General features: G+C 71.0%; 26 protein-coding genes and 1 pseudogene. 8 read left to right on the top strand and 19 right to left on the bottom strand.

Annotation, left to right across the window (positions count from 1 at the left end; all coding sequences use genetic code 11):
• Positions 1–287, bottom strand: a pseudogene (locus AOK24_RS06175) (hypothetical protein); the annotation flags it as partial.
• A gap of 183 nt (positions 288–470) precedes the next feature.
• Between AOK24_RS06175 and AOK24_RS06170 the strand changes: the two are divergent.
• Complete coding sequence (locus tag AOK24_RS06170) at positions 471–842, top strand: DUF6221 family protein (RefSeq protein WP_055719034.1); 372 nt, start codon at positions 471–473, stop codon at positions 840–842.
• Between the two features lie 15 nt (positions 843–857).
• Here AOK24_RS06170 and AOK24_RS06165 read toward each other — a convergent pair whose 3' ends face one another.
• From AOK24_RS06165 to AOK24_RS06150, 4 genes are all read right to left on the bottom strand, one after another.
• Positions 858–1178, bottom strand: coding sequence for a hypothetical protein (locus AOK24_RS06165; RefSeq protein ID WP_055719033.1), 321 nt, complete (start codon positions 1176–1178; stop codon positions 858–860).
• 1 nt (position 1179) lies between these two features.
• The gene (locus tag AOK24_RS06160) at positions 1180–1533 is read right to left on the bottom strand and encodes a hypothetical protein (RefSeq protein ID WP_055719032.1); all 354 of its coding nucleotides are present in this window, start codon (positions 1531–1533) and stop codon (positions 1180–1182) included.
• Between the two features lie 100 nt (positions 1534–1633).
• Positions 1634–1936 (bottom strand): hypothetical protein, encoded by a 303-nt coding sequence (locus AOK24_RS06155; RefSeq protein ID WP_055719031.1) that lies wholly within the window; start codon positions 1934–1936, stop codon positions 1634–1636.
• Positions 1933–2124, bottom strand: a complete 192-nt coding sequence (locus AOK24_RS06150) for a toxin-antitoxin system HicB family antitoxin (RefSeq protein WP_240553689.1) — start codon at positions 2122–2124, stop codon at positions 1933–1935. The genes AOK24_RS06155 and AOK24_RS06150 overlap by 4 nt, the downstream gene beginning before the upstream one ends.
• Positions 2125–2295: 171 nt before the next feature.
• Here AOK24_RS06150 and AOK24_RS06145 point away from each other — a divergent pair, with 171 nt between their 5' ends.
• Together AOK24_RS06145 and AOK24_RS06140 are read left to right on the top strand one after the other, a co-directional pair.
• Positions 2296–3105, top strand: a complete 810-nt coding sequence (locus AOK24_RS06145; RefSeq protein ID WP_055719030.1) for a hypothetical protein — start codon at positions 2296–2298, stop codon at positions 3103–3105.
• Positions 3106–3225: 120 nt separating this feature from the next.
• Positions 3226–3432 carry a hypothetical protein gene (locus tag AOK24_RS06140; protein ID WP_055719029.1) on the top strand — a complete coding sequence of 69 codons (207 nt, stop codon included), beginning with the start codon at positions 3226–3228 and terminating at the stop codon, positions 3430–3432.
• On the opposite strand, the gene AOK24_RS06135 is transcribed toward AOK24_RS06140, so the two are convergent.
• From AOK24_RS06135 to AOK24_RS06105, 6 genes are all read right to left on the bottom strand, one after another.
• On the bottom strand, positions 3425–4072 hold the full coding sequence (locus AOK24_RS06135) for a hypothetical protein (protein ID WP_055719028.1): 648 nt from the start codon (positions 4070–4072) through the stop codon (positions 3425–3427). The genes AOK24_RS06140 and AOK24_RS06135 overlap by 8 nt on opposite strands.
• Positions 4073–4586: 514 nt before the next feature.
• Positions 4587–5249 carry a hypothetical protein gene (locus tag AOK24_RS06130; protein ID WP_159051802.1) on the bottom strand — a complete coding sequence of 221 codons (663 nt, stop codon included), beginning with the start codon at positions 5247–5249 and terminating at the stop codon, positions 4587–4589.
• 322 nt (positions 5250–5571) lie between these two features.
• Complete coding sequence (locus tag AOK24_RS06125; protein ID WP_055719026.1) at positions 5572–5889, bottom strand: hypothetical protein; 318 nt, start codon at positions 5887–5889, stop codon at positions 5572–5574.
• 238 nt (positions 5890–6127) lie between these two features.
• The gene (locus AOK24_RS06120; protein WP_055719025.1) at positions 6128–6562 is read right to left on the bottom strand and encodes a hypothetical protein; all 435 of its coding nucleotides are present in this window, start codon (positions 6560–6562) and stop codon (positions 6128–6130) included.
• Between the two features lie 404 nt (positions 6563–6966).
• Entirely contained in the window at positions 6967–7440 is a 474-nt protein-coding gene (locus AOK24_RS06110) for an ATP-binding protein (RefSeq protein WP_240553687.1), read from the bottom strand.
• On the bottom strand, positions 7437–7808 hold the full coding sequence (locus tag AOK24_RS06105) for a hypothetical protein (RefSeq protein WP_055719023.1): 372 nt from the start codon (positions 7806–7808) through the stop codon (positions 7437–7439). Before AOK24_RS06105 ends, AOK24_RS06110 begins: the two co-directional genes overlap by 4 nt.
• Before the next feature lie 206 nt (positions 7809–8014).
• On the opposite strand from AOK24_RS06105, the gene AOK24_RS06100 reads away from it, so the two are divergent.
• A complete protein-coding gene (locus AOK24_RS06100; protein WP_055719022.1) occupies positions 8015–9325 on the top strand; it encodes an NsdA family TPR-like regulatory protein in 1311 nt (436 codons plus the stop codon).
• Positions 9326–9337: 12 nt separating this feature from the next.
• Positions 9338–9931 (top strand): GNAT family N-acetyltransferase, encoded by a 594-nt coding sequence (locus AOK24_RS06095; RefSeq protein ID WP_055719021.1) that lies wholly within the window; start codon positions 9338–9340, stop codon positions 9929–9931.
• Between the two features lie 7 nt (positions 9932–9938).
• Here the strand turns inward: AOK24_RS06095 and AOK24_RS06090 are convergent, their stop codons facing one another.
• The 8 genes from AOK24_RS06090 to AOK24_RS06055 all read right to left on the bottom strand — a co-directional run bounded on the left by AOK24_RS06090 (position 9939) and on the right by AOK24_RS06055 (position 17629).
• On the bottom strand, positions 9939–10181 hold the full coding sequence (locus AOK24_RS06090; protein ID WP_055719020.1) for a hypothetical protein: 243 nt from the start codon (positions 10179–10181) through the stop codon (positions 9939–9941).
• A 230-nt stretch (positions 10182–10411) separates the two neighbouring features.
• Positions 10412–11068, bottom strand: coding sequence for a hypothetical protein (locus tag AOK24_RS06085; RefSeq protein WP_055719019.1), 657 nt, complete (start codon positions 11066–11068; stop codon positions 10412–10414).
• Between the two features lie 173 nt (positions 11069–11241).
• Positions 11242–12048, bottom strand: a complete 807-nt coding sequence (locus tag AOK24_RS06080; protein WP_055719037.1) for a hypothetical protein — start codon at positions 12046–12048, stop codon at positions 11242–11244.
• 65 nt (positions 12049–12113) lie between these two features.
• Complete coding sequence (locus tag AOK24_RS06075) at positions 12114–12767, bottom strand: hypothetical protein (RefSeq protein WP_055719018.1); 654 nt, start codon at positions 12765–12767, stop codon at positions 12114–12116.
• Between the two features lie 314 nt (positions 12768–13081).
• Entirely contained in the window at positions 13082–14455 is a 1374-nt protein-coding gene (locus tag AOK24_RS06070; RefSeq protein ID WP_055719017.1) for a replicative DNA helicase, read from the bottom strand.
• Positions 14456–14534: 79 nt separating this feature from the next.
• On the bottom strand, positions 14535–15569 hold the full coding sequence (locus AOK24_RS49570; RefSeq protein WP_206191152.1) for a hypothetical protein: 1035 nt from the start codon (positions 15567–15569) through the stop codon (positions 14535–14537).
• Positions 15570–16274: 705 nt separating this feature from the next.
• The gene (locus AOK24_RS06060) at positions 16275–16835 is read right to left on the bottom strand and encodes a GNAT family N-acetyltransferase (RefSeq protein WP_055719036.1); all 561 of its coding nucleotides are present in this window, start codon (positions 16833–16835) and stop codon (positions 16275–16277) included.
• The gene (locus AOK24_RS06055; RefSeq protein WP_055719016.1) at positions 16832–17629 is read right to left on the bottom strand and encodes a GntR family transcriptional regulator; all 798 of its coding nucleotides are present in this window, start codon (positions 17627–17629) and stop codon (positions 16832–16834) included. Before AOK24_RS06055 ends, AOK24_RS06060 begins: the two co-directional genes overlap by 4 nt.
• Positions 17630–18223: 594 nt before the next feature.
• Between AOK24_RS06055 and AOK24_RS06050 the strand changes: the two genes are divergently transcribed.
• The 3 genes from AOK24_RS06050 (at position 18224) to AOK24_RS06045 (ending at position 19121) form a co-directional block, all read left to right on the top strand.
• A complete protein-coding gene (locus AOK24_RS06050; protein ID WP_055719015.1) occupies positions 18224–18487 on the top strand; it encodes a hypothetical protein in 264 nt (87 codons plus the stop codon).
• A 176-nt stretch (positions 18488–18663) separates the two neighbouring features.
• Positions 18664–18825 (top strand): hypothetical protein, encoded by a 162-nt coding sequence (locus tag AOK24_RS48350; protein WP_159051801.1) that lies wholly within the window; start codon positions 18664–18666, stop codon positions 18823–18825.
• Positions 18822–19121, top strand: coding sequence for a hypothetical protein (locus tag AOK24_RS06045; RefSeq protein WP_055719014.1), 300 nt, complete (start codon positions 18822–18824; stop codon positions 19119–19121). Before AOK24_RS48350 ends, AOK24_RS06045 begins: the two co-directional genes overlap by 4 nt.
• The last annotated feature ends 38 nt before the right edge of the window (positions 19122–19159 follow it).

The following is a 19159-nucleotide window of genomic DNA, read 5'->3' as shown; positions in this document are numbered from 1 at the left end:
GTCAGATGTGTCGAAGAGACAGGGGCCTGCGCGGCGCGGGTGGGTCCGGCGAGGAGGTCCAGGACGTGGATGCGGTAGTGCGCGGCGAGGCGGTCGACGTCCTCCAGCGTCCAGTGCTGGCGTCCGCCCTGCTTGCGCGAGATCTGCGCCTGCGCCTGCCCGATCGCCGCCGCGAGGTCGCCCTGCCGCTCGCCCGTCAGGGTCATCAGCGTGGTCACGGTGAGCCGCAGGAGGCCCTCCGTGCCGAGGTCCGCCGCGAGGGCGGTGCCATCGTCATCAAGACTCATGGATGACACTCTAGCATCTTCAATACGGAATCAGTATTCAGAATGATGTTTCTGTCCCCCTGGTGAGCGATTTGGGTACTGCGAGTGCTGCTTCTGCTGCATGTACTGCGGTTACGCGTACTGCTGAGATGCAGTACCAGAGAGCGCCGGTCCGGCTGCGGTGGTCGGCCTAGGGTCGACGGCATGACCTTGAGCGATCCGATCGACCCCTTCTACAGGGACCGCCTGGTGCGATGGCTGCGCGAGCGCCTCGACGAGGACCAGGAGGCCGTCACGGCGATGAGCAGCGTCACCGCCGCCGACCGCCGTCACCGCTCCCGCGCGGTGCGGGAGATCCACGCGAAACGGCGGTTGCTCGCCTCCTACGAGGCCGCCGCGCGCCTGTACGAACAGGCGGCGGCGGTCGTAGCGAGCGCCCACGGGAACCGCGCTGCGGGCGACGTGATCGCGTACGAGACCACGCGCGCCACGGCGAAAGCGCTCGACGGGGCGGTCCGGCTCGCCGCGTACCCCTACCAGACCTGTCCCGGCTATCTGGAGGCGTGGCGCCCGTAGGCGCTCCGGTCCGCGTCAGTCCTCTCGGGGGTCGCCCAGCCCCATGGCGGGGGCGTCGTCGCAGTGCGCCGGCTCCCGTCCGGCGGCGGCGCCCGTCCCGGCCCGGCTCGCGCGCTGCACCCAGCTCATAACGGTGGCGGCCGTCCCCCAGTCGGCACCGGCGAGCCAGGCGGCGATCCGCTCGTCGTAGGCGCCCAGCTCGATACCGGCGTCGTCGAGGATCTGGCGGAGGAACTTCTCCTGGTGGTCACGGGTCGCGTGGAAACCGAGGGACGCGAGGGGCCTCGGCTCGCTCTCGACGGGGCCGGTCGGAATGCCGGGGACGACGTAGGTCATCTCACTGACCGCCCATGAGGAACAGTGCCGACGCGGGATCGGCCAGGTCTTTCGCCAGTTGCTCACTACTGATGGCGACGGCTCGCAGTTCCGCCGCCACTTCAGCCACAGCCACCTTCGGGTCCTGATCGCCGTCCACCACGACCTTGCCCCGTTTGGCCAGCATCTCCAGGACGCTGGCGGTCTGATCGAACGCCTGAGGGAGCTGCTCAACCAGTTGCTTGAGCACCTGGGTGGTTTCCGACAGTGCGGGCGCCGACAGCGCGGACGCATCATCCAAAACCACGTGATTGAGCTCCTCGATCAGGTCTCGGGCCTGACGCGCCAACTCCGCAGGGTCCTTCTTCGCTGCCATGCGTTCACTCCTTGTTGCGTGCCGCACTGTCCCCGCTGCGGGCACTGCGGATACGTGACCTACTGAGGATCAGTGCACGGGGTACTGGTGCCGCCGGGGCCTACAGGTCGAGGTCGAGGACGGCGCGCAGGGCCTGGCCGACGCGGGCCATCGTCTCGGTGCCGACCTCGCCCAGGAGTTCGGCGCCGTCGAACCGGCCGACGCGCATCTGCATGAGGTTGATCGCGACGGCGGTGCAGGGGACGGGCTCGCTGATCGTGACGGACATCGCGGTGTCGGGGTAGCGGTCCGGCGGGTGCAGGACGAGGACCAGGAGGCCGCCGTACGTCGTTTCCAGGCCGGTCAGGCTGACGATCAGGACGTCGCGGCCGTCGCCGAGGCGCCAGATCTGGCCTCGGTTCACAGGCTGTCGCCCTCGCCGCACAGGTCGTCGGCGATGCCGAGCGCGGCGAGCTGGCGCGCGCCGTCGAAGACGACCTGATGCCGTATGACGCGCGCGACGTACTCGGACAAGGTCAGGCCGGCGGTCCGCGCGGCCTCGGTGAGGGAGGGCACCACGTCGTCGGGCAGGTCTACGGTCACGGCGGTCATATGGACAGGGTATGGACCGCCGCCCCTCCTGTCAGGGGGCCTGCGGAACCGGTCTCCCGGCGGCCGGGCGACGGAGCGCGGCTGCGGGCGGACCGGCGTGCGGCGGGCGCCCTCGAACGCCTCCCCTCCGCCCCCTTCCCGTCCGGCGGCGGAGGGGAGGACGCTGGAGACATGTCTCCCGTATCGGACGGTCCGGCCGGCCGGACCCCCGCAGCCTCCGAGGCCGACGCGCGGCGGCTCACCGCCGAGCTGCGCGAGGCCCTGGGCGGCGTGCGGGACGCCGTCGTACGCCTCGCCGTCGCCGTGTGCGACGCGCACACCGCCCGCGTCTGGGAGCCCCTGGGATACAGCGGGTGGGGCGCTTACGCGCAGGCCGAGATCGGCGTCAGCCGCGCGCAGGCGTACCGGCTGATCGACCTGGCGCACACCGTGACGGCGATCAGCGGCACCGTCACGGCCGCCGGGGCGGTCGCGGTGTCTCCCGTGGGAGACACCGGCCTGTGGGACCCCGGCCTGTCCCAGCGCGCCCTGCGCGACGTCCACGGACGCCTCGACGTCCTCACCGCGACGATCGGCGCGCGCCTCGCGGACGCCGGACGCGCCGGCCCGCTCACCGCCGAGGCGGCCCGCGACGTCGTCCGCCAGGCCGTCGACGAACTCCGCCGCCCCGCCGCCGAGATCGAGGCCAAGGTCGAGGAGGACGACGTCGTCCCGCCGCCGTCGTACGCCGGGACGGCCGAGGAGTGGGCCACCGCCGTCCGGGAAGGGCGCGCGGCCGTCGAGGAGATCGTCGCGACGGCCGGCGCGGTCGGCGCCTCGGCGCTGGAGATCGCGCCGGACCACCTCACCGGCCGCGAGGCCGCCGAGCACGGCCTCGCGCGGCTCGCCGCGGATCTCGGGCTGGAGACCGCCGCCGTGCTGGAGGCCCGGCTGTACGCGATGACCGGCGACCGCCGCGTCCTCGACGTCTGGTGGGGCTGAGTGCACAGGCCACTGCACCTACTGACTCGCAGTAGGTGCAGTGGGGGCAGGCGCGCGTTGCCGGACGTCCGCAGGGCTGTTTCCCGGACGGCGCCGCATCTCGCACGCCACGATGGCGGCATGGCAGACACGACCCGATGGACCACCGTCATCCTCCACGGCGGCCCCCTCGACGGCTCTGAGGCACTGGTCGACGCGGACGACCCCGACCCGGGCGTCGGCATCATCGCCGAGGGCTGCTCCTACCCGGGCGGCCGGTCCTGGTACCAGCCCGACGACGCCGGAGTCTGGCGGTGGACGCACGACATCCCCTGGGAACTCATGTAGATGACGCCCGCTCCACCCTGGCCTGCGCACGCCGCCACTCCCGGCACCCCGTCCCACTGCACTGCTTGTAGCCGGTCGCCGTGCCGCACGCCGGATGGTCGGCGCCGAGCGCGCACAGGGACCACCCAGCCTCGTCGAGTGCCTCCCCGAACCCGGGGTCCCGGGTGGCGCGTCCGTAGACCTGGTGGATCGTCACGCCGACCTCCTGGGCGGCCTCGGCGACCGGCGTCCCGCCGGAGACAAGGTCGAGGAGTCTGGTGCGCGCGGCGGCCGGAAACTTCTCCTCGGCAAGTGCGTGGCGCCGGGAAACGCTGTCGGCGCTGTGCGCGCGGACACAGACCGGACAGCGGCACCCCACCCGGTACAGGGTCGCGGGAGAGTAGCGGGTGTGGTCGTAGGAGATCCGGATGGGCCGCCCGGCGATCCTCAGCAGCTGATGCCCGGTCCAGGTGTATTCGCGTCCTCCGCACTGGTGGGGGCGCACCTGGCTGCCAGGGAGCCAGCCGTACACGGCCATCCCCACGACGCTGCTGGCAGCGGCGTCCATCAGTGCGGCGAGCCGGCGGACCGTGTAGGTCTCGGCGGGGTCGATCCGGTCCGCGTACGCGGCAAGAGGGTGCGGCCGTGCGACAGAGTTCATCCGTTCCTCGATTCGGTCCATCCCCACAGGCGCGGGGAGCATGCTGGCCGGGCTGTCCGCAGACAGCGCCCACGTGCCACCCCCGCAGGCGCGGGGAGCAGCTCTACGACGGCGTCCAACGCCAACCTGGTCGGGGACCACCCCCGCTCGCGCGGGGAACACGGTGAGCGTGAAGTCCCCTCCAGGGAACCCAGCCACCCCCGCGACGGCGGGAAGAGAGAGCGGGGAAACCCCGCTTGCGCGGGGACCACTGCCGAGCTGCACGGCAGGCAAGCCCTCTGGCAGGAACACCCCCGCTCACGCGGGGAACACCCCAACTCCGATCCCAGGATAGGCCGTGAGGCTGGACGTTGTCAGGCCATGCTGCGGGGGGGGGGAGCAATCCGCCCGGAGCCGTCCCGTCGGCCGCCGTGTCCTCGACCACTGGGGGTGGTGCGTCTGCCCTCACTGCGCCTACTGAGGATCAGTGGGTGCAGTGAGGGCAGACGCACCCAGCACCCCTACGGCCTGCCGTTCAACACAGCACCCCAGGCGCGTACTTCACCACGCCGCGCTTCGCGGTGTCCCACACCCAGATCTCGGTCTCGCGCCAGAGTCGCGGCAACCCCATGACGGGCTGTGCGTACGGGTTCGCTTCCGGGCCCGGCGTCTCCTCACCGGTAGTGGGGTCGACCCATCCCGTCTCGACCGGCGAGGGCCTCCAGGAGTCGTCGCCCACGAGAATCGCGGCGAGGCTCCCCACACTGCGCTCCCCCGTCTCCGTGGGCAGTCGCCACTCCCGCTCGTGCATCCACTCGGAGTTGCCTCCCGTGCGCACGGCCCAGTGCTGGAGGCCGGCCGTCGCGAAGGAGGCGTGGACGCTGTCGGGCACGTAGGCCACGGCCCCTCCCCCCAGCTTGAGTATGGGCCCGCGGTGGGCGACGACCCCCCAGGGCTGGAAACGGCCGGCACGGATGAGGTGCGCAAGGTGGTCGGGAGGGCTCTCCGAGAAACACAGGCACCGCTTGGGGGCCCCGTACGGGGCGAACGCCCGCAGGCGTTCCTCCCCGAGGATCGCGTCCAGCCGCTGCCTCGCATCCAGCTTCGTGATCTCCGGAGGTATCCAGGCGGGTTGGGCCCCGATACGGCCGGTGAAGTGGACCAACTCATTGCTCTGCGCGGGGCCAGGCTCTCTCAACCTCAGCTCCTCCAACGCACTCCCCTCCCGTCGAGCCGCGTCGCGGCATCGTCCTTTGCTCCCATATACCGCTGCACGGCCCGGAGTTACCCCGCTCAGGGCTGGTCTGCGGCAGCAGTGGCAGATACCGGATGGCCGTCCGCTCCGTGACGGGGGAGCGGACGGCCGGGGTGCCACGAGGAGCACGACGCTGCGACGGCCTCCCTCTCGGTCGCCTCGATGGCGGGGTCCTCGATCCGCGTGCGAGCGTCGATCCGGGCGAGGGCGGCACCCCAGGTATCGGTGTGCCACCGCCAGTTCGTCCCGTCGGCGGTGATGTCTGCTACCGGGTGAATTTGCTCTCCATATACGTCACGTACCACCGATGGGACGCACGAAAGGAAAGCTCCGTCCGGAGGTCACGGACCAGCTTCACAAGGACGAAGGGCTGGAGCGCGATGGCCGCCGTGAGCATGTCCCGGGCCAGGACGGACACCGGATACGTCGCGAGCCAGGCGCACAGCACCGTGACGAACACCGTGAAACCCAGGCGGCCCTGCAACCGCCGGACCATCCGCTGTGAATCGCGGAGTTCGTCCCGCTTCCGTGCGAGATACTCGGCATCGCCGTCCCAGATCTCTGACCGTGTCCCGTCAGGCACCCGTTCCTCCTTGCATCGAGCCGGTCATCCGATGATGCACCAGCCGGGCCACCGACTTCAGCCGGGAACCAGAAAACTGTATCGACTGAACCTCAGTACATGCAGTAGAGGCAGTGACGTACGTCACGCTGTTTCTGCACTTCAGGAGCTCAGAACAACCGACCTGCGGCGGCCGGCAGATACAGGAGGGCCGTCCGCTCCGTGACGGGGGAGCGGACGGCCGGGGTACCGCAAGGGATCAGAACGCCGGGACGGTCTCTCTCGCGGTCGGTTCAACATCGTCGGGCGCCTCGATCCGCGTACGAGCGTCGATCCGCGCGAGGGCGGCACCCCAGGTGTCGGTGTGCCACTGCCAGACCGTCCCGTCGTGCGCGGCCTGCACCACCTGGAGCCGCCGCTCGCCGATGGCACGAACGCGCGCCGCCTCCAGCGCTTCGACGAGTCGCAGATGGAAGTGGGCGGGCAGGACCGGCCGGAACACCGGCCGGTCGACCACGCCGGAGAACCGGAACACGGACGGTCCGGGGCCGCCGTCGACGATCGGCGTCCATTCGCCGGGCCCACCAGGGAGACAGACCACCAGACGCCGAGGCGCCTCAAGGAGCTGGAGGTGGCGCAGATCGTCGGCACGGAGCAGCCTGTACGACTCCTCGTCGGCCAGGTTCGTCGCCACCCAGACCAAGGAATCAGTTGCGGTCATATCGGGTGAACGACCCCGCACGCAAGAGGACACGGCGCCTGCGCCGATCCGCCCGAAACGTCAACGCGCTGACCAGCGGCGACGTGGTGGTGCCCTCGGACCGCCATCGCGGGTGCGGTCCGAGGGCACCGGGGAGGCCGCCCGCGCGGAGGATCACGAGCAGCGGGGTTTGGGCGGTCTTACGGCGGCCGTCCCGGAGCGTGCGGCCCACGTGCTCCGGGACGGCCACCTGCCGCTGATCCGCGATGGGGGATGCGCGGATCAGCGGAGTCTGGCGACAACCGACCAGGTCAGGACGGCGATCAAGGCGACGGGGACGACGACCAGGAGGACGGCCTCGACCACCGCGCGGGACCGGCGCCGGGCATGACGAGGTGTCACGACGGGCGGCTCACGGTCGGCCTCGCGTCCAGCTCCGCCCACACCCGTTTGCCCAGCGGCTTTCGGGCGGTTCCCCACCGGTCCCACCCCCAGCCGGCCGTCAGCTCGTCGAGGAGGACCAGCCCCCGCCCGGACTCGTCGTGGGGCCCCGGCGTGCGGCGCTGGGGGACACGGTCGGGTGCGCGGTCGCGGACGGCCAGGAGGACGCGGTGGGGGCGGGGCCGGTCGACGGTGATCCGGATCTTCGGGCCGTCGCCGTGCAGGACGGCGTTGGTGACCAGCTCGCTCAGGAGGAGTACGGCGTCCTCGACGACGTGGTCACTGAGGCGCCACGTGCCGAGGACGACCCGCGCCAGCAGACGGGCCTCGCCGATCGTCTCGGGGGTCCGGGGGAGGGTGACGCTGTAGCCGGGGTGCCCGGTCGACCGGGGGCGGACGGCCGCCGCGAGGCGGATTCTGACGGCGGTCACGGCCGGCCCCCCGCGTCCGGCGTCTCGTCGGCGTGAGCCTCGTAGATCGCGAGGAGGCTGCGGCAGGAGACGGCGAGGTCCCACGTGGACGCGTCGTCGGCGGCGAGGAGGAGGCGGCTGCCGGTGAGGACGCGTTCGGCCGTCGCGCGCCACTCCCCGCTCATCCGGTCGAGGTGATGGTCGAGGTCGTCGGCGAGGAGCTGCACGTGGCCGAGGAGCAGCGCGGGCAGTACCTCGCGCTGCGCGGGCGGCAGCAGGTGCGCGCGTCCCCACAGGACCGCGCGGTACGACCGGCGGATCGTGTCGGTGTCGACCGGGTACGCCACGGTCTCCGCGCCGGTCGCGTCGGCCGGCTGATGGTCCGTCACGGTCTACCTCCCTCGTCGGGCCGCCCCATCTACGCAATCAGGCCGGGATGAGCGGATTCGACGCCGCCGCGATGCAAGAGCGATGCAATTCCCGTGCGGACGGTCCCCGTTGGGGTGGAGTAACCGGTTCTGCGGGCAGGAGGCGGAGGGGAGGCGCTACGGTCGCCGTACCTCCTTCCTGCCTCGGATGTCGCCCAGGAGCCGGTATGGCAGACAAGACCCCCAATCATGAGTTGCGCGCGGTTCGTGACGATGAACTCCACATGTCTCGCGGCGAGTTCGCGCGGACGATCGTGGATACCGGTCGTGCGATGGGTGAGGAGGTGGGGTGCACGGCGCGGCTGGTCGCGGCGTGGGAGGACGGCGACGTCGGGATGCCTCGGCCGGTGTACCGGCGCATCCTGCGGCGGGTGACCGGCCGTGAGATGGCGGAGCTGGGGTTCCGGCGCCCGCGCACTTCGCCGGTCTCGCCCCCAGGGCCGGGGCCGGCGGACGACGGAGAGGAGGCGGGGGTGGAGCGGCGGATGTTCATGGCGGACGGAGCGGGTGCAACTGCGGGCGCGGTGCTGTCGCTGGTCTCCGCAGGCGGACGGGAGCGGGGACCGGGGCGGATCGGCGCGGACTCCGTCGGCACGGTCAAGGAGGCGGTGGCCGTGATCTACGCCCACGACCACGATCACGGGTCGGCCGCGCTGCGCCGCCGGGCCACCGAGGCGCTGCACACCGCGTACGGGTGGCTCCAGGACGGCGCGATGACGGAGACGACGGAGCGCCGGCTGAGGTCCGCGGTGGGGTCGCTGTCGATCGCGACGGGGTGGCTGTCGTACGACTCCGGCCGTCCGGCGGACGCCCAGTCGCTGTACGGCGAGGCCCTCGCCGCCGCGAGGATCGCCGACGATCCCGAGCTGGAGGCGCACGCGTTCGGCTGCCTCGCGCTGCTGGCGCACGCGTCCGGCCGGCCGCGCGAGGCGGTCGCCGCCGCCCAGGGCGCGCAGACCGCCGCCCGCCGCGTCGGATCGCCCCGCCTCCTCTCCCTCATGCACATGCGGGAGGCCCGCGGGTGGGGGCTGATGGGCGACGCCACCGCGACGGACCGGGCGATCGTCCACGCCCACCACCTCTACGCCCAGGGCCCCGCCGACGCCGATCCGCCGTGGCTCTCGTTCTTCGCGCCGGGCGAGTTGGCCGGTCTGGAGGCGCTCGCGCGGGCCGACCTCGGGCAGCACGAGCGGGCCGCCGCCGGGGCGGAACAAGCGGTGCTCCTGCACGGCGACCGCTACGCCCGCAATCGCGCCCTGTACACGGCGGACGTCGCGATCCAACATGCGGTGAGGCACCGGCCCGACCCCGAGGCGGCAGCTGAGGCGGCAGGACGGGTCCTTGCATACCTCCCGGACGTCCGCTCCGACCGGCTCACCCGGTCCCTGCACGACGTCGCGGGCGCGCTCCAGCGGCACGCCCGCGTCCCGGAGGTCGCCGCCTGGATCGAGCAGTACCGGAGCACCACCGCCACCTGAGGAGGCACGGGCGTGACGAACACCCGCACCGACGTCGTGATCCGCACCTACGGCCCCGGCCAGATCACCCCGCTGATCGACACGTGCGCCGACGTGTGGGCGGACGCGCACCCGGAGATCGCCGACGCCCCCGGAGACGACCCCTACGGTCTGTCCGCCTCCGGCCTGCGCCGGCAGATCACCTCTCACGCCCGCGCCCATGTCGAGGGGTTCACGCTGGTCGCGGCCTACGCCCACGGCAGCATGATCGGGTTCGCCTACGGGTTCCCGTGCACCGCCGCGTACTGGTTCGGGCGGGACCTGCTGCCCGACGTCCCCGAGGCGGTGCGCGCCGGCCGGCTCCTGGGCATCTGCGAGATCGCCGTCACCGCCCAGTGGCAGGGGCTCGGCATCGGCACCCTGCTGCACACCGCGCTCCTCACGGCGGTCGCCCCCGCCTGGTCGTCGCTGCTGGTCCGCCCCGACAACGCCGACGGCCGCCGCCTGTACGAGCGCCTCGGGTACCGGTACGTCGGCCCCTACCGCAACGCGCCTTCCGAGCCGGCGTACGACCTCCTGCTCCTGGACGTCCACGGCACGGACGGGACCCCGCAGCACACGGCGTGAGCCCCCGTCACCCGCTCCGCACGAGGTAGTAGCCGGTGATCCGCTTCCGTCCCGCTTTCGTCGTGGAGGTCTCGTGGAAGTAGGAGGCGGGGATGTCGAACTCGTGGCCGGACCGTACGCCCCCGTCACCACGGACCCGGACGGTCCGGCCGCCCGGGTCGTGCGCGATCACCACGACCCTCTCGGGGTACACGGACGTCGGCCCGCCGCCGCATGTGGTGTACGTCTGGCGCGGCCTGATCTGGTGCACGGGTCCCTCGCTGCGGTCGGTGTCGTCTGGTGCTCCGACCGTAGCTGAACGCCGACCGCGAAGGACGCACGGCGTGAGCGCCACCGTGCGCCGTCCCCTCGGCACCGGCCCGCCAGCCGTCCCGCCCGCCCTCGTGTCCGATCCGGCGGCGCGGGAGCACCGCACCGCCGTCCCCTGCGGGCGCCCCGGCCCGCCGACTGACTGCCAGTACCCCACTGATGGCACTGCACTTACTGAGCATCAGGCAACGCGGTGAGTGCAGTGCCCTCAGCCGTCCGGCCAGTCCTTCGACGCAGGAAGCGCCGTCGTGGTGCGGTCGGGGCGGAGAGCGCGGCGAATGCGTCGTAGAGCGCCGAGAAAGCCCTGTCTGTCCGGTCGGTGTCCGTGTGGGCGGAGATCGCGTTGAACGCCTCCTGCGCGGCCTCCGCGAGGTCGGGGTGGCGGAGCAGCGGGGGGAGGGCCGCCCCGAGGCGGGCGAGCGGGGCGGACAGCCGTACTGCGGACACCGCGCTCTCGCGGTTCCAGCGGTCGATCACATTGGAGGCCGCGCCGTACGCAGCCAGGAGACCCGCAGCCCCCTTCCGTCCGGCGCCCACAGCACCGAGGCCGACGTAGGCCGACCCGCCCTGGGCGAGCGCATGCAGGGCGACGACCGACCGCGCCCGCCAGCCGCCCCACAGGTGATCGTGAGCGTTTCCCTCGACCCGGACCGCCAGCGCCGCCGCGACGAATTCGTCCAGCGCCGTCTCCAGCGCCGCCCGGTCGTCCGCGACGGCCTTGCGCTCCTCCTCGCGGCGCCGTCGCCGGTCGTTCTCCCACGACGTGAGAAACATGATCGCTGTGGTGCCGACGGAACCGAGGCCGACGCTGAGGAGTGCACTGTCCATGTGCGTCGGGATGCCGGTGGAGACCCTCGCGGTTCCCGCCCGCAGGTCACACGTACGAGTGATCCGGCCGTCGCACAGCACTGAGGGCACTGCGGGTACTGATGTGCAGTACCCGCAGTGCCCTCTGGTGGCGCGGGATCAGGCCGCGAGCCCCTGTCGCAGCCGGGACGGTCCTACTCTCCGCAGTAGCACCCCACGCACACCAGGCAGCAACGGCACGAGGGGCACTGCTCGCTCCTCAGGTCGCCGCACACCTGGAACACGTCGTCCGCCAGCGCCGGGCAGTAGCACTCGCAGCACGATCCGCACCGGCCGTGCACCCGGTCCTCGCGGCGGCCGTCGATCACGGTGGTCCCGCAGGTGCCGCAGTCCCGGCACCTCACCGGCACCACCACGTCCGGCACCGGCAGCGCGCTCATCTCCTCCGCCCACGCCCGCAGCTTCTCCAGGTCGGCGGCGGTGACTCCGGCGGCAGGGTCGACGGCGTACGCGAGCAGCGGTCCGACCGTCGACAGGCAGGTGCGGCGGACCGCCTCCTGGTGGTGGTCCCCACCGCGCACCCACGCCACCGGACGGTCATGGGTGCGGGCCCACGAGATGACCTCCTCGGCCCGCCAGCGCAGGTCGCCCCGCGCCTCGGGAGACAGGCCCGGATCGTCCACGCGCATGTAGTGGGTGCGCCCGGTGTGCCGCAGCGGCACCAGGGGCGGCACCGTCTCCCAGCCGAGCGCGGGCAGCAGCGGCTCCAGCTCGGCGGCGGTGTAGGTGGAGACCAGCACGAGGTCCGCCGGGAGGTCCGCGAGCGCGCGGCCGGCGTCCGGGCTGAGGGCGAGCCTCAGACCGCGCTGCGGGGGGTAGACCATAGCGGCCCACTCCCGCCAGGCGGCCGACTCGACCTCGTGCACGTCGTACCCGGGGAGCAGCGGGCCTCCGTACGGGGCGAGCGCGCCATCGATCTCGACCGCGACGAAAGGACGCATCGTGTCGGCCGGCGGTCCGTCCCCACGTCGGTCGGCCTCCCCGAGGACGGCCGACCGACGCGGCGTCACAGGACCACCCCCGCGAGGACGTCGTCGTCCTGGTCGTCGTCCTCGATGCGGTCGGGGAAATTCGGGTGCCTGATCCCCTCGTAGAGGACCAGGACGCGGGTCTCCTCGGGGAGACCGCTCGACAACGTCCGCTCTCCGCCGGCGAGTTCGGCGCGCTGCCGCACTTCGCCCCAGGGCAGATCCGGCAGGGTGACGCTGATCTCGTAGCCGTCGCCGCAGGCATCGCACTCGTAGGTGTCGGCCCAGACCGCCATGTCGAACATCGATCCGGGGTGACGGTCCGCGTGGATCATCCGGCCGGGGCACCCGCCGTCGCACCGCTCACCGTGCTGGCAGGAGAGCCCGGAGCAGCGGCACGGACGGCTGGTGTCGGGCTGCGGGCGCCACACCGCCTCGGCGTGCGCCCGCAGTGCGGGACCCGCGTCCTCGGGGAGCGCACGCACGCCCAGTTCCTCGGCGGTGATCCCCTCGGCGGCCTCCGCCGCCGTCGGCGCGAGGACGTACGCCACGGCGGCGGCCGTCACCCCGGACGGGGAGTCGGGGGTCGCCGCGGATTCCGCGCGGACCCGCCGCAGCGCCTCCTGGTAGCCGATCCCGGCGGACCGCTTGAGGTCCCACGCTCGCTGATGCTCAGTGCTGCGTTTCGGCACGACGTCTCCGTTTCCCGTGCCCGGACCGGTGCTCACGCCACCGTCCGGGCGTCTCGGACGGATCGTCAGATGGGTGTCGTACGGCCGGCATCCCGCAGGACCTGCGTACCGCGTAGGTGCCGCGCGGCGTGAGCGCGCGGACGGCGGCAAGGGCGTGGCCGCGCCCAAGTCTGGAGTGGATCACGGTAGCGAACCCCCCGAGGCGCCGTACGGCGTTCTGCGGGCCGTTCGCAACCTCCGTGCAGGGTTTCATCAAGAGATCCAAGATCGACCGCCCTGCGCGCACTCAGGGGCGTGCAGGGGCGATTCCTGGTCTACATGTATGCCATGTCCTTGAATAGCGAATAGTGAAGCAATGCGCCGACAGTTACGCGGGCTGTCGGCCCGAACCTGTTCTTCTCGATCACCAGATCCACTTCACCGGCTCGCCGCGATTCCTTGTCGTCGGCGTCTGGCCGTTCGACCTTGATCAGGACCGATGCGTCGTTCTTGATCGCCCGCGACTCGCGCATGAGGCCGTCGTCGTTGAGCTGCGACAGGGCGATGACGTGGCAGTCGAGTTGGACGGACAGGTTCTTCAGGCCACGGGAGACCGCCGCCACGGCCTGTTCACGGGTCATGTTGCGGGACTGCTCGGTCTCGATGAGCTGGAGGTAGTCGACGACGAGGAGTCCGAGGCCGCCGTTGCGGGCGGCGGCTCGCGCGGCTGACGCGATGTCGCCCAGCGATGCACCGTCGGGCCGGTACACCAGCAGCGGAAGTGTCCGGAACAGGTCCGGGCCGAGGCGCTTGACGGTCTCCCACCCCTCCGGGGTGAGGCCGCCCTCGTGCGTCAGGTGGTGCAGAGCGATCTTCCCCTCAGCGGCGACGATCTTCTGCATGAGCTCCGTGCTGCTCATCTCCAGCGAGGAGAACATCGTCCGAGCGCCCGCCTTCGCGGCGGCGACGGCGACGTTGAGTGCGAACGTGGACTTGCCCACGCCGGACTGTGCCGCCACGACGGTGACGTTCCCCGGGTGCATCCCCGACGTGATCGTGTCGAGGTCGGCGAACCCGTAGGTCAGCCCCACCTTGGTGCCGTTCTGCACAGCCTCCAGGTCCTCGACGAAGCCGAGGTAGAGGTCGCCGACCGCCGGCGGCGCCTCGCTCAGGCCCGGAGTGCCCGCGACGATCTCGGTGAGCTGCCGTTCGACCAGGTCGCGGACCTTGGTCTCGTCGCCCTCCTCGCTGTAGGCGTATTCGAGGATGCGCTGTGCCGCGCTGATGACCTCGCGCCGGTACGCCTTGGCCCGGACGATCTCGGCGTAGTGCGAGCCGTTGGCGGCGCTGGGTACGGCTGCTGCGCAGGTGTGCAGGTACGAAGGGCCGCCGATCCGGGCGAGTTCACCGCGCTTGGCGAGTTCGTCGGCGACGGTGATCGGGTCCACGGGTTCGCCCGCCGTGCGCAGGGCGCAGATGGCGCGGTGGATCGTCCCGTGCACCGGCCGGTAGTACTCCTCCGCGACGATGCCGGTGTCGAGGGTCTCGTCGAAGAAACGCTGGCTGCTGCCGGGGCTCCCGGAGAGCAGCAGCGCCCCGATGGCGGCCTGTTCGGCGTAGAGGTCGTGGGGCGGAACGCGTTCGAACGCGGCGGCCCGCTCGTCGTTGCCGGGGGCGCCGTCCTGCTGAGTGGGGATGCTGGTGGACACTGGAGGTCTCCTGGTCGGTGTAGCGGTCAGGGGAATCGCGGGCCGCTCCCATGCCGGGGAGCGGCCCGCACTGGTCTGATCAGTTAGGCACGGCCATGGCGCAGTCGACGCAGCCCCGGCGGTACCGGCGGGGGTGGTCCGGGCACAGCTCATGAGCAGAACCCTGTCCTTGGCGGATCAAGGAGTAGACCCGCAGATCATCGATCCAACGAGAGAGGCATTTGGTCCAGGACTTCGCGCCGCCTGTGTTCTTGAAGATTTCTGACTCCAGGAGCTTTCGCCGAGGCACATCCATCTCAACGAGGCTTGGCCATCCCTGCGCCTGCATCACCCTCAGCAGCCGAGGTGCGCACCGCCTGGCTGTTGCGGCGCCCGCCTGCCAGCGGTCCATCTGCTGGAGGAACACCTCTGCTGCCGCAATCTCGGCGGCGGGAAATTCAGCTTCCCGGCGCTGCTGCTGATGTCGTTGGGACGGAAGCGACCCCGAGGTGCCTGTGGGGGTGGAGGGGGAGGAGGAATCCTCCTCCTCCGGGGGGTGTGGGGGGGACGCCATTCCGCTTCCCGGAACCAGGGAAGCGTTCTGACCTGCGGTTTTACCAGCTTCCCCGAACGACGCGTCCGGCGTTCCGGGAAGCGTTGCGACCTGCGGTTTTACCGTGCCGTGATTTTCGGTTCCGGAGGTCTCGTGAGCAGCCGGATTCCAGTCAGGGTTCCAGGCGGGGTTGTCGTACATCGTGTAGACGACCGGTCCCTTGCGACCGGGAATCTCCGGGTGCGGGAGCTGCTCGCGGCGCATGTAGCCCGCCGTCACCAGCCGGGCGAACGACTCGTAGACGGCGTTCTTGCCGACCAGCTCGTTCGCGTTCTTCGCCGACCGGATACCGCGCTCCTGGAGCTGGCGCCACACCTCCATCGGAGTGGACTTGATGGCGGACGCCAGGTTGAACATCACCTGGAGCAGCACCACGTAGTCGAGGCTGTGCACCAGGTCGCTCCCGACCCCCATGTTCCGAGGGACGGAGACACCGCTGGCGGGAGCCTGAGACTGCTGGATCGGAGCGTTCTGGGTCTGGTGGATACCGGAGGCCAGGCCCTTGCCCTGAGGGCTGCTCATCGGGTCACCTCCCCGACGGAGTACCCGGCCACGCAGGGGACGGTGAGCTTGGACGCGAAGGGTTCCGAATAGGGCCGGACGCGGGACGGAGCGGTGAGATTCACGCTCGCCAGCGTGCAGTGGATCGCCTGTGGATAAATTTCGGCTCCGCCACCGGTCGTGGCGTGAGGAGCGAGGGACGTCGCGGAGGCGAGCCCGGAGGGGTGGTACATGGGGTGCGATCTCTCCCAATCGGGGTAGAGAGCCGCACGTCGAGGTCCGGATCAGTGGCCGGGCGAGTCCAAGAGGGTGCTGCGTAGACCCACGATTCCCGGCTACTCTGGTTTCTGGTTACCGGGCTTTAGAGCTCTGGAGCCCGGCGTACCGCCGACGTACGACCCAGTCTTGTTGGCTTGTGGGGCCGGGGGCTGAGTCACAGCAGTTGAGTTCGAGGGCCGTCCTGTTGGCGCAGGGCGGCCCTCGGCGTTACGGGGCGCGCGCGTTCATGGTGATCATTGCGGTGTCCTTCCGCCGGTTTGGAAAACCGGCGTTGAGCTGGCAAAAGTCGCGTTTGACGATCCTGCCCGACCCTGGCGGTGCGGTGTACCCGGTTTCTGCCGCAGGTACTTCGACACCCGCGTGCAGGGATGGGACTTGCCGTCCCGTTCCGCCTGGCGGTCGGAAGGAGTTGCGGGCCATCCTCCTCTTTCCTCGTGCCGGTGTGGGTCAGTGGGACGAGGTGGGAGTGTCGGTGTACCACACCGGGTGCCGCGCCTCGGGGTGAGCTTGGTGGCTGGCGGGGCGTTGGGCAGCCCAGCCGGAGACTACGTCCGGGTCGTCGGCCGTTCGGACGTGGGTGAACCCCTCGCTGCGGTAGTACGCCTGCAATCGGCTGTTGGTGGTCCAGGCGTCGAGGCGGAGCCAGCGTGCTCCCTGCCGGGCCGCCTGGACGCTGGCCCAGTCGAGGAGGATGCCGCCCAGGCCGCGACCGCTGGCGGCGCGATCCACAGCCAGTTTGTGTACGTACAGCGCCGGTTCGGCGATCTCGGCGGGAGTCCACAGGCGCGGGTCGGCGTCGCGGTCGAGCGTGAGAGTGGCGGCGGCGTCCGAGAAGGGCGTCTCGCGGATCATGTAGACCTCGCGGCGACGGATCGACGCGAGGATGTGCTCCGGCGGGAATGGCCGAGCCCACTGGTCGGTCCCTCGCTGCCGCAGCCAAGTCGCCGCATCCGTGCGGAACTTGATCAGTCGCGGCAGGTCCGCTTCTTCGGCAGGGACGATGATCACGGGGCGCCCCACGGGATACGGGGGAGGTTGGCCTCGACGTCGCGGTGGGTCTCGAAAACGATCACGTGGCGGTCGCCGGGGATCACGTTGACCGTGATCTGTACCGGGCCGATCGCGTCGAACGCCGTCGAGAGGTGCTCTGCCACCGGGACGCCGGGCCCGAGGCCGAGTCGCTGGATCTCGTCCGGTGTTGGCATCCGCAGGTAGAACTCATGGAATCCGTAGACGAGTTCGTGGCCGAGTTCGCCCAGGACCGCGTCCGTCCCCCGGGTTACGTCGCCCGGGTGCATCCAGTCGGTGCCCTGGACCAGGGAGAGCCTGGTGTAGGAGTCGTTGAGGTTGTACGCCTCGCCGTCGAGCCTGCGAATGCGTCGGCGGGCGGCGACCAGCTCGCCGGGGGCGAGTCCCAGATGCTCGCGGATAACCGCGGTCGGCTCGACGATGACGACCTCGATGTCCTGGGACGGCGTCCGGCCGTCCTCCTCCTGGATCAAGTTGGTGAAGATGTCGACCTCGGGCGGCTTCTGCCGGAATTCGGCCTGAGGTCGGTAGACGAGGCGCCGGCGCTTGATGACGAAGTATCCCTTCGGCCGTCTGGCCTCGATGATCCCCTCGTTCACGATGACGGCGAGTCCCTGACGGACCGTCTGACGGGACCGGACGCCGTACAGCTCGCCGTATTTCTCCAGGAGTTCAGCCTCGGTGGGGATCTGCGCCCCGGGCGGGAACGTGCCGTCGGCGATCTGACGGCGCAGATCGTCGGCGATCTGCTGGTAGACGGGCGTGGGCTTCATGCCGACATATGTACCGCCCTGATCCATCCATTGTCCAGTCAATCCAACTCGCTTGGTCGATGCGCTTGACGTGCGTCGCGTCGAGTGTCACAGTGATCACGCAACACATTGTCTAGTCAATGCGAAGCGGCTGAACAGTGCGCATTGCATGGAACATGTGCTGCCTACGTCGCACGGTGTGCGACCTGGAACCACCGTCGGAGTGGCGGCAGGCCAGCGGCAGGAGCAGCAGTTCTTTCTCAACTCCACAGAGGCAGATCCGGGACGCACGAGCCGAACCACCCGCCCATCGAGGCGAGGCAGGCGGCTCCTCTGGTCAACCCGGCCCCGTCCGCAGGGAGATGCGGACCGCCAGCCCGCAGGCGAGATGCGGGCCTAGGCATCTGCGACAAGCCAGCCCTGCCGCGCGGAGAGAGATTCCCGGAGCACCTTGGCCCAGGCCGTCCTCACGGGCGGACAAGAGCCCCGTACGCGCGGTGAGACAAGGAGCAGAGATCGCGGGCCCCGGAGGCATTGACCGGTTCGAATCCGGTCCGGGGCGCCACCTCCGGCCAGCCGGCCGAGAAACCGTCCACTCCGATGAGGAGGACCACCATGTCGATCCTGGGGACCATCGAGGTCCTGATGCCGGTCGCCGCCGTGATAGCGGCGGTACTTCTCCGGCGCATCGCCACCACCGACACCAACTCCGGCGCCGTGCCGGCCGGGCACAACCAGCCCGAGTGCGCGCAGTGCGGAGCCACCGAGATCAACTGGGTCGCCGCCGTATGCGTCCCCCGCTGGGCCAGGGTGCAGGGCCGCCTGCTCTGCCCTGCCTGCCTGCGCGGATTCCCGGAGTGGATGCACAGCCGCATCTGAAGCACCAACTCCCGCACGAACCACCGCAGTCCACGCCACCCCGGCAGGGGAGGCGCGGGCCGCGGCTGCTCGTACGGCAGCCGCCTCCCCTCGACCAGGGGAGGGCAGACGACAGCCCCGGGGATCGGACCCCCAGGGCTGTCCAGGACCTACGCGGAGGACCTGTGGAACCCAGCATGGCACGCCCTGCCATCCGGCCGCTGGTGTCGGCCGACGACGACCCCCTGTTCAGCGCGGACGCCGCGCACTGGCCCGGGATCGCGGAGCGCCGCGCCCAGCTCACGGTCGACGACGTCACACGGATCGCCGACGGGACCATGTGGGCGGTGCAGCGATGAGCGCGGCTGAGCCCGTGGCGGTCGCGGAGTTGCGGAGGACCGTCGACGGGCAGATCGGCCCGCGCCGTCCCGGCGCGCTCTACCAGGACTGCACCGGAGCCCGGTACGAGGTCCTCGCCCTGGTCACCCGGCCGACCGAGGCCGCGCTGCTCCTGGGCCGCGACGACGCCCGATGGGCGCTGATCGTCCGCGACATCCGGCACCCCGACAGTCAGCCGGCCGCCATTGGGTCGGCCTGGACGGACGCCGATCACCTCCTGCGCGAGGGATCGACGGCCTACACCACCGCCGCCTGACGATCCGCCACAGTCCCTCTCCCGCCCCTCTCGGCGGC

Source organism: Streptomyces niveiscabiei, assembly GCF_001419795.1.
Lineage (GTDB): Bacteria > Actinomycetota > Actinomycetes > Streptomycetales > Streptomycetaceae > Streptomyces > Streptomyces niveiscabiei.
This window is presented reverse-complemented; position numbering and strand designations above follow the sequence as displayed.